This is a genomic window from Enterobacter sp. 22499 (assembly GCF_052044815.1).
GTDB lineage: Bacteria > Pseudomonadota > Gammaproteobacteria > Enterobacterales > Enterobacteriaceae > Enterobacter > Enterobacter bugandensis.
In genome coordinates this window covers 1,571,554-1,585,311 of record NZ_JBQENR010000001.1, presented here as the reverse complement: position 1 = coordinate 1,585,311, position 13,758 = coordinate 1,571,554, and the positions used below count along the sequence as shown (strand labels likewise).

General features: G+C 54.6%; 17 protein-coding genes. 3 read left to right on the top strand and 14 right to left on the bottom strand.

Features of this window, described 5'->3' with window-relative positions:
- Positions 1 to 58 precede the first annotated feature (58 nt).
- Positions 59 to 319 carry a hypothetical protein gene (locus tag ACTJI7_RS07770; protein WP_219258379.1) on the top strand — a complete coding sequence of 87 codons (261 nt, stop codon included), beginning with the start codon at positions 59 to 61 and terminating at the stop codon, positions 317 to 319.
- 20 nt (positions 320 to 339) lie between these two features.
- Here the strand turns inward: ACTJI7_RS07770 and ACTJI7_RS07765 are convergent, their stop codons facing one another.
- Complete coding sequence (locus ACTJI7_RS07765; RefSeq protein WP_045630703.1) at positions 340 to 525, bottom strand: hypothetical protein; 186 nt, start codon at positions 523 to 525, stop codon at positions 340 to 342.
- 69 nt (positions 526 to 594) lie between these two features.
- Complete coding sequence (locus ACTJI7_RS07760) at positions 595 to 966, bottom strand: hypothetical protein (protein WP_048960602.1); 372 nt, start codon at positions 964 to 966, stop codon at positions 595 to 597.
- A gap of 225 nt (positions 967 to 1,191) precedes the next feature.
- On the opposite strand from ACTJI7_RS07760, the gene ACTJI7_RS07755 reads away from it, so the two are divergent.
- Entirely contained in the window at positions 1,192 to 2,151 is a 960-nt protein-coding gene (locus ACTJI7_RS07755; protein ID WP_192979049.1) for a hypothetical protein, read from the top strand.
- Positions 2,152 to 2,278: 127 nt separating this feature from the next.
- Here the strand turns inward: ACTJI7_RS07755 and ACTJI7_RS07750 are convergent, their stop codons facing one another.
- From ACTJI7_RS07750 to gspG, 12 genes are all read right to left on the bottom strand, one after another.
- Positions 2,279 to 2,767 (bottom strand): type II secretion system protein, encoded by a 489-nt coding sequence (locus tag ACTJI7_RS07750; RefSeq protein WP_063155403.1) that lies wholly within the window; start codon positions 2,765 to 2,767, stop codon positions 2,279 to 2,281.
- Positions 2,754 to 3,116 carry a type II secretion system protein gene (locus ACTJI7_RS07745; protein WP_080339181.1) on the bottom strand — a complete coding sequence of 121 codons (363 nt, stop codon included), beginning with the start codon at positions 3,114 to 3,116 and terminating at the stop codon, positions 2,754 to 2,756. Before ACTJI7_RS07745 ends, ACTJI7_RS07750 begins: the two co-directional genes overlap by 14 nt.
- A complete protein-coding gene (locus tag ACTJI7_RS07740; RefSeq protein WP_028012053.1) occupies positions 3,103 to 3,579 on the bottom strand; it encodes a type II secretion system protein in 477 nt (158 codons plus the stop codon). Before ACTJI7_RS07740 ends, ACTJI7_RS07745 begins: the two co-directional genes overlap by 14 nt.
- Entirely contained in the window at positions 3,579 to 5,372 is a 1,794-nt protein-coding gene (locus ACTJI7_RS07735; RefSeq protein WP_236108825.1) for a secretin N-terminal domain-containing protein, read from the bottom strand. Before ACTJI7_RS07735 ends, ACTJI7_RS07740 begins: the two co-directional genes overlap by 1 nt.
- Before the next feature lie 92 nt (positions 5,373 to 5,464).
- Entirely contained in the window at positions 5,465 to 5,977 is a 513-nt protein-coding gene (locus ACTJI7_RS07730; RefSeq protein WP_028012055.1) for a hypothetical protein, read from the bottom strand.
- On the bottom strand, positions 5,974 to 6,492 hold the full coding sequence (locus ACTJI7_RS07725; protein WP_028012056.1) for a hypothetical protein: 519 nt from the start codon (positions 6,490 to 6,492) through the stop codon (positions 5,974 to 5,976). Before ACTJI7_RS07725 ends, ACTJI7_RS07730 begins: the two co-directional genes overlap by 4 nt.
- A complete protein-coding gene (locus ACTJI7_RS07720) occupies positions 6,476 to 6,991 on the bottom strand; it encodes a hypothetical protein (RefSeq protein ID WP_440669993.1) in 516 nt (171 codons plus the stop codon). Before ACTJI7_RS07720 ends, ACTJI7_RS07725 begins: the two co-directional genes overlap by 17 nt.
- Positions 6,969 to 7,685 carry a hypothetical protein gene (locus ACTJI7_RS07715; RefSeq protein WP_199887026.1) on the bottom strand — a complete coding sequence of 239 codons (717 nt, stop codon included), beginning with the start codon at positions 7,683 to 7,685 and terminating at the stop codon, positions 6,969 to 6,971. The genes ACTJI7_RS07720 and ACTJI7_RS07715 overlap by 23 nt, the downstream gene beginning before the upstream one ends.
- Complete coding sequence (locus ACTJI7_RS07710; protein ID WP_028012059.1) at positions 7,669 to 9,288, bottom strand: GspE/PulE family protein; 1,620 nt, start codon at positions 9,286 to 9,288, stop codon at positions 7,669 to 7,671. The genes ACTJI7_RS07715 and ACTJI7_RS07710 overlap by 17 nt, the downstream gene beginning before the upstream one ends.
- Positions 9,288 to 10,457, bottom strand: a complete 1,170-nt coding sequence (locus tag ACTJI7_RS07705) for a type II secretion system F family protein (RefSeq protein WP_126300295.1) — start codon at positions 10,455 to 10,457, stop codon at positions 9,288 to 9,290. The genes ACTJI7_RS07710 and ACTJI7_RS07705 overlap by 1 nt, the downstream gene beginning before the upstream one ends.
- Positions 10,454 to 10,918 carry a lytic transglycosylase domain-containing protein gene (locus tag ACTJI7_RS07700; RefSeq protein ID WP_440669990.1) on the bottom strand — a complete coding sequence of 155 codons (465 nt, stop codon included), beginning with the start codon at positions 10,916 to 10,918 and terminating at the stop codon, positions 10,454 to 10,456. The genes ACTJI7_RS07705 and ACTJI7_RS07700 overlap by 4 nt, the downstream gene beginning before the upstream one ends.
- Positions 10,919 to 10,920: 2 nt before the next feature.
- Positions 10,921 to 11,340, bottom strand: a complete 420-nt coding sequence (gene gspG, locus ACTJI7_RS07695; protein WP_045630682.1) for a type II secretion system major pseudopilin GspG — start codon at positions 11,338 to 11,340, stop codon at positions 10,921 to 10,923.
- Between the two features lie 316 nt (positions 11,341 to 11,656).
- On the opposite strand from gspG, the gene ACTJI7_RS07690 reads away from it, so the two are divergent.
- A complete protein-coding gene (locus ACTJI7_RS07690) occupies positions 11,657 to 13,486 on the top strand; it encodes a glycosyl hydrolase family 18 protein (RefSeq protein ID WP_440669988.1) in 1,830 nt (609 codons plus the stop codon).
- Positions 13,487 to 13,758: the final 272 nt, after the last annotated feature.

The following is a 13,758-nucleotide window of genomic DNA, read 5'->3' as shown; positions in this document are numbered from 1 at the left end:
GCATAAGCCCCCTGAACTCTACCTGTCGAATATTTTACAAAGTGCAGGGCTAAAATTCATGAATAATCTCTATCCTGAAAAGCAAGCATCAATACTCATTGGCGATGCCGCCACGCAATTATCCTTGCAGGGGATTAATATTGATCATGTTTCGCTTAGTTATTATCTGGATAAAAAACTTGAGTATGCCCGGAGTATTAATGATTGCTTGTACGCTGAAGTCATTTGTATTGCGCTATCAATGTTGAAGGAAAACGTTAAGTCATCCGGGCAGTGCTGCTGTAAATATAAGGAATGGATTGAGGTATCACTTGATTAAGGGATGGACTTATTACGTTTTCAGATCTGCCTTTTACTGTCTCGGGCAATTTTCACTTCTTCAGCAAAATCCAGTGCTTCTTTGTAATCAAAGCTACGCGTTTTGGCATTATGCCTGCCCGGTAACGGTGCCGGTATTTTCACCCCGAACAGCTCACCCGTCGTCATGAGCGCATACACTAATTCAGCCTCGGTGACATCGGCCATTTTCGCCAAAACATTCGTCCTGATACAAAAACTTAACTTCACGTCTAGTCCTCCGTTTGCAAAAGATTTTCAGTCATGTTGCCTTCTGTAAAAATCGATAACGCTGTCGAGATTGGGTCGCATAAAGTTCATGGCATCAATGGTTTCGCACCAGCCCGACAGGGATTCATTTGCTCTTACATACCATGCGTGCTGCTCGCTTCGGGTGTGATGACCCGTGATCAAAACAAGCATGTCGGGTTTAATTCTTCTGATGAACTCCAGATACTTCACCAGATGCGTCTTCGTGCCAAACGTGTCAGCATCGATAATGCACAGTATTTTATCTCTGGCGATAAAATAAAATCGCGCTATTTCTTCAAGCCCTTTTTCGAATAAAAAAGAGTTTGTTCGCACGCAAACCCGAATTTTTTCATGAGTCTGTTTAATTGATGGTTCCATCTTATGTCTCGCTCATCATGGTAAAATATATGAGATGGCTAATAAGCCTACTATTCCTGCCTGAATAGTGGCAAGGCAGTATATTCATTCCTCAGAATAAAATAAGACGGTGCTGGTCTTCTGATTAATAAGAATCTTCTCTGTGTCTATGAGTTAAAAATAAATAAACGATGATTTTATCTGGTGGTATGTTTTACGGTCTGAAGCATTAAGATATGGTCACTGTTGCGTAAACTTGTTGTTTTTATTTTTCTCAAAGAGGATTTTTTCATGACAAAGACAGCCGTTGCATTAGCCATGCTTAGCGTTTTTTTCACAGCATCAGTATGTGCCAGTGATTACGCGCGTATGATCAATATTGAAAACCCTGACCATCTGAAAATCAGGGTTCAGAATGCTATTTATGAAGAGGGTTACGATAGCGATTTTATTCCTCATGTCTGGTTTGGTAACGAAGATAACGGCGTGATGAATATCATTGTCGATAATGGTGCGGTGCTGAACGAATCTATTGAAAACGGCCTTAACTGCAACTATGCCATGATTGTCAGTAAAGACAACGGCGTCAACTTACAGGCAAACGGGAAAAACTGTCGTTATAAGAAAAAGAGTTACCGTTCCATTAACTCTCCGGTGATCACCATTATTAATGATTCATCTTTAACGCTTCGGCCCTATTTTTCCGTTAACGGGAATGACTTTTTTGCTGCCGCCAGCACGATCATCCCCAACGGGATCCGCATGTTCACCGGGGACAGTGGCGACTGGAAAAAACAGGGCGTTCGCCACGGGGATAACCTGAAAGTGAAATTTAGCTACACGCTGGCAGAGTCGGGTTCGCAAAAAGAGGTCGTCTGCCCGTCTCTTGACACCTTAACGGAAAACCGACTTTATCGCCTTCAGGGCGGTGAGCAAAATGCGCTCTGCGTCCTTGAGAGTAATGAGATTCACATTAAAAACGATCGTATTGTTGCCGGATGGAACAAACCTCTGACCAAAGCAGAGCTGCTGCAACGGATCGAAGCCACCGCCGCAGACGATGACGTCATCATAGATATGCCAGATGACAAATACATGGCGCTCTTTACCCAGCCGGATGAATATAAAATCCCGCTGAAAGCAGGGGACGCAAAGGCGACCATTACCTTAGTGGTTAGCAAAGTGACTGTTCCCGTCGCGCAGTAAAAAGGCCGTCTATTAGCGAAGCGGGCAGGCAGCATCTCACAGAGCCTGTTGCCTGCCCTATTCGTGCCGTTACGCCGGGCAGATCAGACTACGTGACAGGGACATCAGGTCTCGCCACATCATTGCATTAGCGACCACAAGCCGCAGGCAGCGGGGCCTGCGGATCGCTCTCTACCTGAAATTTCCAGTCGTAATACGTTTTTGCTTTGGCAAACTGTTTTGGATCGTGACGAAAGCCGACTTTTTTCCGTGGCGTACCTTTTCCGAGACTGCGCACGCCAATCCAGCGTCCCTGAGGATCGAGGATCATCCCCCAGTTTTTACTCCCGGTTAGCGGGTCGGCGTAGTGCTGGCGCAGGTGATAAAGCGGTTTTCGCCCGCGTTTATCAATAAGCAGCTGTTCGAAACGCACGGGAAAACAGCCATCACCGTTGCCGCGGTAGGCCTGTATCGCCGCGCGGATTTGTTCGCCGCGAAATAAAAGCTCAGCCTCCTGTTGCGCCTGATAACGCATCAGCACCTCGTCGCGGCTTTTCAGCAGCGACAACGCCAGCGTAGAGAGCGCAATCAGCAGCAGCAGATAGGTAAAACCTCCCTGTTGTTTAATCGAACGCATCGCGATGATCCTGACCGGGTTTAGGTGGCGTCTCGACGTCAATAATTTGCCCTTCGTCATCGGTCTTCGCCTCCCAGATATCGCGGCGGTTGGTGATGGGATCCAGCGGCATCTGGCGCAGATAACCGGCCTCGATCAGATCCTCCAGGCTGTATGGCCCCGCCAGGCGATCGCGGCGGTAGTGATCGATCGCGCTGCGCAGCGCATGCAGGTTATGCTCGCGCACCACCTCTTTGGCTCTGTCCGCGTGCTGGAAAAAACGTGGAGCGACCAGGGTCATCAATGTCGCGATGATCGCCATCACCACCAGCAGCTCGATGAGCGTAAAACCTTTTTCACCATTGCGCATAGGGCACTCCATTCAGACCGCTGGCCGTACTGGTACTACTGACATCAAACACGTCTTTCCCGCCGCCGCTGAAATCGCCGGGTGGCTGCGTGGATGCGCGTAACCGCCAGGTCTCTTCATCATTTTTTCCCTCGCAATCGCACATCGGATCGCGCGGTATATGGCGCAGGAAGTAGATCATCGCGCCAGTGGGCGATGTCTTATCCCGGACGCCTTCCACCAGGCTTTTTAGTGTCGGCGGATATCCCGATTCGCTGGTTTTTTTCTCAATGATGCCGTCCACGCTTGCCTGGTGATAACGGTCAATGGCATCGCGTAGCGTGCGCAGCGACTCACGTAGCTGCGTCTCCTGCTGCCGCTGATGGTAGTTACGCATCAGCGGCGCAGCGGCAGCGGCAAGCGTGGCGAGTAGCGCCAGCGTGACGATCATCTCAATCAAGGTAAAACCGCGCTGGCGCTGCATTACGATGCTCCGTTTTCCGTCTCTGACTCATCGAGGATCGGTGGTAGCAGCGTGGCCGCCCGGTCAGGGAAATGGGCCGGCGGCGCTAGCGCCGGTGCGGTAAACCCGCTCCCCGGCTCGTCGTGCTGCAGGTCGCGCAGTTGAATGCTGTCGCCCGTTAAATCGTCGCTGCCCATCTCAATGGTACTGACGTGGCTTCCCGGTAAATCGAGGTTGCGCTCAATGGTCGGCGTAATTAACAGCACCACCTCCGTGCGCTCTTTGTTGTCGGAATTGCTGCTAAACAGGCGGCCCAGCCCCGGAATGTCACTTAATAACGGCGTTCCTTTTTGGGTCGTGGTTTCATCCTGCTTGATCAGCCCTGCCAGCATCTGGGTTTCGCCGTTCATACTGCTGAGCGTGGTATTGGCTTCGCGTTTCGTGGTGCGGTAATACTTTGCTCCGTTCTCACCGGGTTCTTCGGCGCCCAGGGCACTGAGCGTGAACTTCACCTCCATTGAGATATTGTCATCCATACTGACTTCCGGGGTGACTTCCAGCTTCAGGCCAACGTCCTGATAATCCACTTTCTGTTGCGAAATCCCGTCATTGACGGTTGTGGTCAGTACCGGGATCGTTTGACCAATATCAACCAGCGCTTTTTTATTGTTTTTCACCCGGATCCGCGGGTTGGCCAGCACTCTGGCGTTGCTCAACACCTTTTTCATGTCAATGGTCATATTGTCGATATCGACCATGATATTTTTGGCGCTCAGGTCGCCCAGCGGGATCCCGCTTCCCTTTAAATCACCTTCTTTACTTTTCGCAAAACCCGCACTGATGGTTTGCGGCAGCTTCACGCCAAGCGCTTCGAGATCGTTGGTATTTACTTCCAGCACCTCAACGGCCAGCGTGACCTCCGCTTCAGGCCGGTCGAGCGTCACTAACAGGCGCTCCGCTTTTTCCACGTTCTCTTTTGGCCCGCGCAGGGTGACGGAGTTGGTTCGCTCATCAACGTGCACATCCTTCAGCTTGACCATATTGCGCAGGGCGACGTTGACCTCTTTTGCTTTCGCATAACCCAGGAAGATGGTTTTGACGACCACGTCGCGGTAGATCTTCTCTTTTTGCGCGGTGGCGGGGTAGATCAGCAACGTATTGCTGTTCAGCACCTTCTTCCGCAGGTTATTCGACAACAGCAGCACGTTGATAGCATCTTCCGCAGTGGTGCGTTTGGCTATCAGGCTGCCGGTAGTGCTGGAGGAAATATCTTTGTCAAAAATGATATTGACCCCGGTCATCTGGCTGATGGTGTTAAAGATGGCCATCAGGCTGTGCTCGCGAAAATTAAGCGCTATCGTTTTTTGCAGTTCCCGGTTCAGACGCTGCTCCGGCTGGTTGATCCGCGACACCTCACGCATCAGGTGATCGCGCAGCGCGCGCGCCTGGGGCCAGTTGGGATCTTCTTCCAGCACCTGCTGGATTTTGTGCAGCGCGCGTGCCGGGTCGCGGGTGCTGTTAGCCACCGCCTCCTTATACAATGCGTCCAGCGCTCTACGGGCATCGAGTTTGCGTAAGCCCTGCAGGGCGCGCAGGTTGCCGGGCTCATAGGTAAGCGCATCGCGCCACATTTGCGTCGCCAGGGTGTAATTGTTCTGACGCACCGCGAGATCGGCGTTTTTCAGATAGTCATTGACCAGCTTTTTGCTGATGTCAGCCTGCTCGGCGCGAAGCGCAATATCCTGTGGGCTGGCGATGCGCTGTTGATCTATTTCCTTAAGCCGCTTAACCAGCACCTGCGGCGAGGCGGTCACTGATTCCCGGACCGGAGGCGCCGCACGTTGTGCACAGCCGCTCAGTAGCGCGCATGACAACAAAAAAGTGAGAGCAATTGTTTTTTTCATGATTAATGTGTCGGTTCCGATTGCAGCTCATCCAGTTCCAGCCGCTGCTGGCTATGGGTGGGCTGCCATTCAAACAGGAGGTGGTCGTTCGCCACCGCTTTTAAAATCCAGTTGTTGACCGGCGAACTGCCGATCCAGATCCTGCCGTCCGCCCTGCAGCGCTCGCAGACCGGCCAGGTCTCTTTGCCATCCGTCAGCACAACGATTCTCTGACGGTTTTCCCACCAGGCACCGAGGAGCTGAAGCGGTAGCGGCGGTGCGGTTGGTGTCGCCTCTTCAGGCCGATCGTTTTCCGGCGGCTTTTCTGCTGCGTCTTGCGCCCTGCTATGTGGCGTTGAAAAGAGATCGATGCGCGTTGCGTGAGCCGTCTCCGGCTTTGCTGGCGCGGGGCGCGGGCGTGAGACCGGCTGCGCCTCAAGCGGCGCTTGCGATATCTCGTCATCGGCAAACTGGCTCCAGAAAACAGCACCGGCGGTCAGCACCAGCGCCAGCTGTAAATAGCGCGGCAGTTTCATGGCGACTCCTTCAACAGGCGAAGCTGCACGGTGGCGCTGAGCTGGCTTTCCGATGGCCCGGCGCGCCGCAGGCTTAGCTGCTCAATGCGTAACGGCAAAGTGCGGCTTAGCGTTTCCAGGGCGTCCATCAGCGGCAGATATTCACCGCGCAGCGGAATATCCAGCCGTAGCGCGGTTTTGCCGTCGTCGTTTTCCAGCTGATAGCGGCTGGCGTCGACCTTCATTCCTCGGCTCCTGAACTGCTCAAAAATGAGCCTGACCTGCTGATATTCTCCGAGGCTGATGCGGCTTTGCAGTTCCGGCTGCTGTTTATCCAGCGGCAGCGCGGTTTGTAGCTGCGCCTGGATCCGGGCAAGGTTCTCCTGCAAATGGATGGTGTGCGGCCGCACGCCGCCAAGCCATAACAGCAGCAGTCCTGCGGGCAGCCCGGCGAGCACGAGCGGAACCGTTCCGATGCGCCCGGCAAATAACGCCGCCTGCCAGCGCAGCACGGCGGGTTTATTCTGAAGCCGCATGGTGCGCCTCCGTCGTCACCTTGACGTCGAGTACCGCGTTAATCGGCCAGGCAGGATCGCCCTGCGCCGACTGGCGATGGTTCTCAAGCACCACATGCGCCGGCAACTGCTGTAGCCGCTCGCTAAAGGCGAGCAGGGCGTCAAGATTGCCTGCATTCACCGTAAGCCGCGCATCGCCTTTACTGGCAATGACGTCAATGCTCAGGAGCGCAATATCAGGCGTCAGTATGCTGCCGATGTTGTCCAGCAGCTTGATGGCCGGCGGGACGGCCTGCAGTTGCTGAGCCTGGCGCAACCGGCGCTGTTCCGCTTCACGCAGCTTGCGCAGCACCTGCTGCCGTTGGGCGAGCTGCTGCTGTACCTGCGACGTCTCCAGCTCAAGGCGCTGGTGCTCAAACAGGCCATACATCACGGCACCGGTGAGCGGTAAACAGAGGAGTCCGGTTAACAGCAGCGTGCGTACGGCCCACGGGGAACTACGCGTAAACAGCGGCGTCATGAGGACTCTCCTGTAGCGCGACTTCCTGGTGATGCTCACCGTCGGTATGAATGACGTAGCCAGGACAGTCCTGCATTCCGCTTAGCCGGGCGATAACCCGCAGCTGGGCGTCCATCTCCTGCTGTGGCAGGGTGAGTGTCCAGACGTCGCGCCAGCTGTGGTGCTGACGGCTGGCAATCCGGCTATGGTGGGGGCTCATCGCCACAAACAGGCCGTTTTCCGGCAGTGCGGCGGCGAAGTGGCTAAACAGCTTTTGAAACGGCGTGACAACACCGCGAAAACGCAGCCGCTCCCGACGCGCCAGCGCGACAAGCAGGTGCCAGCAAGGTTGCTTCAGGCACGCGGCCAGCGCTGACTGCTGCCAGTTAAGGGTCTCGAAGCGCACCTGCCAGTCGACGGGCGGACTCGCGCGAAGAGCCGCCTGCTGTCGGGCGAGCTGGAGCAGTTCCTGCGGTGTGGTCACGCCGTCATGCCAGGGCTGAATTAAAAACGTCAGATCGTCTGTATCGAGGTGAAACTCCACCGCGTCACGCCACGGTAAGACGGAAGGGCGCAGGCGCAGCAGCGTTTCGAGCGCGGCTTCAAGAGGTTCATCTGGCCGGCGTTCATGGGTGGCGAGAACCACGTTGTTGCGGCGCAACCGCACGGCATGAGGCCAGATGTCGCACTGCCAGGTGTTAGTGAGTGATAACACGGTTCACCTCCTCCCAGGTGGTTTTGCCTTCGACCACGGCGCGCAGCGCGATGGTCGAGAGCGGAACAAAACCGTCATTCAGCGCCACTTCCTTTAGCTTGCGCCGGGGCGATCGCGCCAGCATTGCCTCTTTCATCGCATCGCTGAAATGCAGCACTTCCGCCAGCGCCAGCCTGCCGCGAAAACCGCTGTCGCGGCAGGTATCGCAGCCTCGCCCTCGACGCCAGCGGGGCGTGAGCTGCTGCAGCGGTCCGGATTGCCACGCCGCGAGAAGGTCATCTGTGGGCGTGGTGTCATCAATACAGTCCGGGCAAATCTGGCGCACCAGCCGTTGCGCCACGACGCCGTTAAGGGCGGTGATCAGGCTGGCGGGCTCCACCTGCATATATAAAAAACGTTCCAGTACGCTAAAGACGTCATTGGCGTGAACCGAGGAGAGCACCACGTGGCCGGTGAGCGCCGCCTGCACGGCAATGCCGGCGGTTTCACCGTCGCGGATCTCACCCACCAGGATGATGTCCGGGTCGTGACGCAAAATGGCGCGCAGGCCGCGGGCGAAGGTGAGCCCTTTTTTATCGTTGACCGGAATTTGCAGCACGCTGTTGAGCTGGTACTCCACGGGATCTTCAATGGTGATAATTTTGCATTCACCACTGTTGAGTTCGCTGAGTGCTGAATAGAGAGTGGTGGATTTCCCGCTCCCCGTTGGCCCGGTGACAAGCACCATACCGTGGGGCAGATGGGTTAACTGGCGAATCGCGCCCAGCGTGTGCTCATCAAAGCCGAGCGTCTCCAGGCGCAGGTTTTGATCGTGAGATTTATCCAGCACGCGCAGTACGGCATCCTCGCCATAGACGCCCGGCATGATGGACACGCGAAAATCAACAGGACGCTGGAGAATCAACGCCTTAAAGCGCCCGTCCTGTGGCGTGCGTCGTTCGGAAATGTCCATGCAGCTTAATACCTTGAGACGGGAGATCACCTGCTCCGCCTGCTGAAGTCCGGCGCAGTGGCGAATGCTGTGCAGAACGCCATCGATGCGGTACTTCACCATCAACCCATCCGCGACGGCGCAAAGATGAATATCGCTGGCGCGGCTCTGCAGGGCATCAAACAGCGTGGCGTTAACCAGCTTAATGACGGCGTGGGGTTCACTGGCGATGGCTGCTGGGGTGATCTCCAGCCACCGGGCCTCTTTATTCTCTTCACTCTGCTGCTGCTCCAGCTGATCGAGCGTGCGCTGCTGTTTTGCCAGTTCATCAAGGCGGGCATTAAGCTGAGAGAGCGGGGCGAGCGCGGGGAGCGCATTCACGTTATAGGCCCACTGGCGCAGCGCCAGTGAAAACGGATCGCCCAGCGCAACGTGGAGCTGACCGTTAACGCGCAGCGGCAATGCTCGCTGGCTGAGCGATTCGGTCAGCGGCACGGCTTCGAAATCCTCTTCGCTGTCGGCGAGCTGTGTGGGTGAGAGCGGCGTGAGCCCCAGGGAACCGGCGGCTTCTTCTAACGCGCCGGGGAAACTGTCCAGCAGTTCCGCCAGCGCCTGACAGCGCTGCTCGTCTGGCAGGTCGAAAAGGGGTTCTACAGACGGTGAGTGAGACATTATTGCAATCCTCCTGCCAGTTCAAAAATGGGCATGTACAGTAAAAACACGACGAGCCCAACGATGCCGCCAACGACCATCATCAGAATCGGTTCAAAAATTTTGCTAAAGGTTTCAATCGAGCGTTCCAGCGATTCGTCATAAAAAGCGGCGATCCGCTCGCACATGGCAGGCAGTTCGCCGCTGCGCTCGCCGACCTGCAGCAGGCGGCTGGCGACAGGAGTCGTCATCTGTTGCGCTTCCAGCATGCGGGAGAGCGACTCGCCGGCGGCGACGTCGCGGATAACCTGTTCAACCTGCTGACGATGCGTGGCGGGCAGGATCTCCCGGCTCAGCATTAACGCATCTGGCGCGGGAAGGCCGCCCTGTAACAGCAGGCCCAGCGTGCGGTAGAAACGCACCAGCACAGAAAGCTGATGCTGCTGGCGTAAGGCGGGAATGCGCAGCAACAAACCGAGCGCGCGCTGGCGCAGGCGCGGGCTGCGCACAGCCATCACGATGCCTGCAACCGCTGCCGCGCAACCGGCCAGCAGCAGCGAGCCATGGGTTTGCGTCAGGCGTCCCCACCAGAGGATAAGCTGTGCGCTGGCGGACGGGTTCTTCATCCCGTCAAACACCACGGAAAAACGCGGAATAATAAAGCCGAGCAGAAAGAACAGAATTATCCCGCCGGCGGCAATGACAATCGTCGGATAGAGCAGGGTTGATTTAATCCGCTTGCGCAGAATTTCCATTCTTGATTCGTAAAACTGAAAACGCTTTAGCGCCTCGGGTAAGTGTCCGGTTTGCTCAGAAGAGGCAACGGTGTTAATCAGCAGAGGCGGAAACAGTGCTGGTAACGCCATCATCGCCTGGGAGAGTTGCGCTCCTTCGTAGAGCTTTTTAACCAGCGTATCCAGAACCAGCGAGGTGCCACCGTCGCGGCTGCTTTCGCGCAGCGCTTCGACGGCCTCGACCACGACCAGCCCGGCTTCCAGCAGAGCGATAAGCTCCTGCAAGAACAGATTCAGTGGAAAGCGTTTCTCCTTGCGGGCGGGGCGTTCCTGTACCTGCAAAACGATGCCGCCGCCGGCAATAATGCGGGCGCTGGCATCATCAGGCGACGCGGCAAGTACGGTCTGATTGACGCGTTTCCCCCCCTGGAGGATGGTGACGGTATATGGTTTCATTTTGGCGACAGTGTATGGCTCTGCCTTTTAAGGCGGGCATAATGCGGAGCCACTTTTTTTATGTATTGTTGACGAAGCGCGCGGCGCTGGGGGGTATTTGCCGTTCCGGCGTTATACGCCCCCACCGCGTCCCAGGTATAACCAAAGCGCTGGATTTGACCTGCCAGGATCCAGGCGCCGGTCATGACACTTTGGCAAGGGTCGGTTAGCAGATCTTTTTGACTAATACGAAATTTACGCAGCGCATCGAAGTGAATGCTATTGATCTGCATCAGACCGACATCCATTGAGCCATCACGATTTTTGTTGATGGCCTGGGTATTACCGTTGGATTCCACTATCGCTATCGCCTGTAATAGCTCTGGCTCAATGCCGTAACGTTCTCCCGCCAACTGCCAGCAATCGGCCCGGCAGGAAAATACGCTGAAGATAAACAGCGAATATATGGACAGGCGCAGCATAGTCAGAACCCGTAAGTGACAGGCTTACCGTCTTTACCGCCGGAGGTTATTTCGACTTCATTAATGGCGTCTTTTGTCCGGGCGGGGTTATGCCACTGGTACGGATTGCCCCAGGGGTCTAACGGCACATGCTGGCTAAGATAAGGGCCATTCCAGTTTTGCGCGTTGGAAGGCTTTTCAGTCAGCGCTTTCAGACCTTGTGTTTCAGTTGGATAACTGCCGGTGTCGAGGCGATATTGCCCGAGTGCCTCAGCAAGCGAGCGCATCTGGCGCATGGCGGTTTTCTCCTTAGCCGAGTCGACATTTGAGAAGACTTTTGGCCCGACAAATCCTGCCAGCAGCGCAATAATCATCAGCACGACCAGCAGTTCAAGCAGGGTGAAACCACCCTGTTTTCGCATCACGTTTGTTGCATATTTCATTGAGAGCGTCCCTAGTTGGATAATAGTTGTGATTAATTCCTGAATTTTCCCTGATAAAAGAGCGGACACACAGGTATGCCATCTTTTTTAATTGGTGAAGAGGGGAAAATTAAATAAAGAAGCGTCTTACAGGATGCGAGAATTCTCCCGTGCTGTCGTTGAAGTATTTATTATAAATGCGAGAGATATTTCTTATTTAACGCGGAGGGTTTCCTGATTCACCACTCTATTATCCCCAACGATCTCGGCGCTAAAAAAAAAGACAATTTGCGAGGTAATCCACAGGACTATCATCACAAAGCAATAAGGAACTTTGATGAAAAAACTTACATTATCTCTGTTAATTGGTAGCGCATTAATGGCGCAGTCGGCTTTCGCGGCGCAGGCACCGCGAGCGGTCACCTATCTGACCTCCTGGGGCGTTCCGGTCGAGTCCGTTGAGGATATGAAAGAGGTGAAAGCGGATACGTTCCTGCTTTCATTTGGTGGCTGGGATGCAAGCGGTAAGCTGTCCAGTTCCGATAATATTGTTGCAGTACCACAATATGATCCCTGGTACATTAATGCGCCAGCCTATGTCGTGTGGAGTCAGCTGAAGCTGGCGCACCCGGAGAAAAAAATGATGCTGGCGCTCGGCGGCGAGACGTATTCCGCGATGTGGTCTTATCTGAATAACGCGCAAACGCGAGAAACGCTGGCGCAGAATCTGGTGAATCTGCTGAATACCAACTTCCCGGTATATAAAAAGAACCTGAAGCCGGAAGAGATGGTTGGCGAATGCCTGAGCGCCGACTGGCAAGGCAAATGTAATATGGCGAACTACCAGAAGGCGGGTACCGTTCAGCTTGACGGCATCGATTTTGACTTTGAAAAGCCCGACCGCGTCACGCCAGAGGAAAACGCAAACCTGCTGGATCTGGCTGAACGGGTTCGTAGCAAACTCAATGCGTCCGGCAGCAAAAAGCTGCTGAGCCTGACCACCTATCACGTTGGTGCTGACCCGGAGAACTGCACCAACAGCGCGGTAACCGAGAATTGTTCCTTCGTTGAGACGGCTCGCTCTTCACACCATGGCGAAGTTCTGCCGCTGCTGACGCAGGGGAAAAACGTTTTCGATTTCTTCAACGTCATGGCCTATGATGCCGGCCCACGCTTTAAGTATGACGTGGCGATGGCTAACTACGCCCGGGCGGTGGGTGATAAGAGCAAAATCGTTCTCGGTCAGACCATCAACTCCCAGTGGGGGCCAGAAGGTCGCTTTGTTGAAAACCGACAGAACAACGTAAACCGTGCGGGCTGGCAGGCGGAAAACGGCTATGGTGGGTTCTTTATCTGGACGTTGGGTTCAAACGATCAGCAGCTGTCCATCCCGCAGCAGGTTGACTATTTCAATGAAATGAAAGAGCGCGCGGACCTGATGTCGCCTGAAAGCCCGCAGGATACCGTCGCGCCAACTGCGCCAGCAGGACTGAAGGTGCTGAACAATGGCTTGACTATCACCCTTGCCTGGCAGCCCTCCACCGATGACCGTGGCGTAGTGGGATATGACATCTACCGTAATGACATCAAAGTCGGGTCTTCAACGGACACCCAGTGGACCGATAATGCGGTTGAGACCGGCGGTGTGGTGTACCACTACAGCGTGAAAGCACGTGATGCAGCGAACAATATCTCTGAAAGCAGCAACGTGGTTAAGGTAGAAACCGTACAGGTCGAAGAGGGACGTCCTGACGCGCCAGGCGGCCTGGCCCTGGTTTCTTCGACGGAAAACAGCCTGACGGTGAAATGGAATGCGGTAGACAACGCGGTGAAATACCACGTACTACGCGATGGGGCGGAGTTACTCACCGTAAGCGGAACGCAGATCTTCGACAGCGGCCTGCGTGCGGGAACAACCTACAGCTACCAGGTGATCGCCGAAAATGCCAAAGGTCATCAGTCCCTCGCCAGTACACCACTTAAAGCCACGACAAAAGAGGGGTCTGTAACGCCTGAGCCCGAAGGCGAGTGGAAAGTCGGTACGCGCTATAAGACTGGAGAAATTGTCACGTATAACGGCACACAGTATCGCTGCGTGCAGGGGCATACGTCTCAGTCCGACTGGGCGCCGACTGCGGCTGCGACGCTTTGGCAGCCTGTTCCTTAATCTTTCGCGGCCCTCGCAAGGGGGCCATTTTCAGGCGTAAGCACGCCTTATTTATTACTTTTTGTTAACTTATTGTTATCATTTACAGTGCAAAAAATTAACAATAGCACTATTGTAGTGCAATATTTGCACTGTTTTTGTGCGTTTCATGTTCTTTTCTGGCCTTTATCGTCTCAGGATGCCGCTTGCATCTGTAACAATACGTTGCTGTAACCCCTTCATTTACTACCGCTTTTTTAAATCTCTTTTGAACCATTAAAAAATTGGTTCGT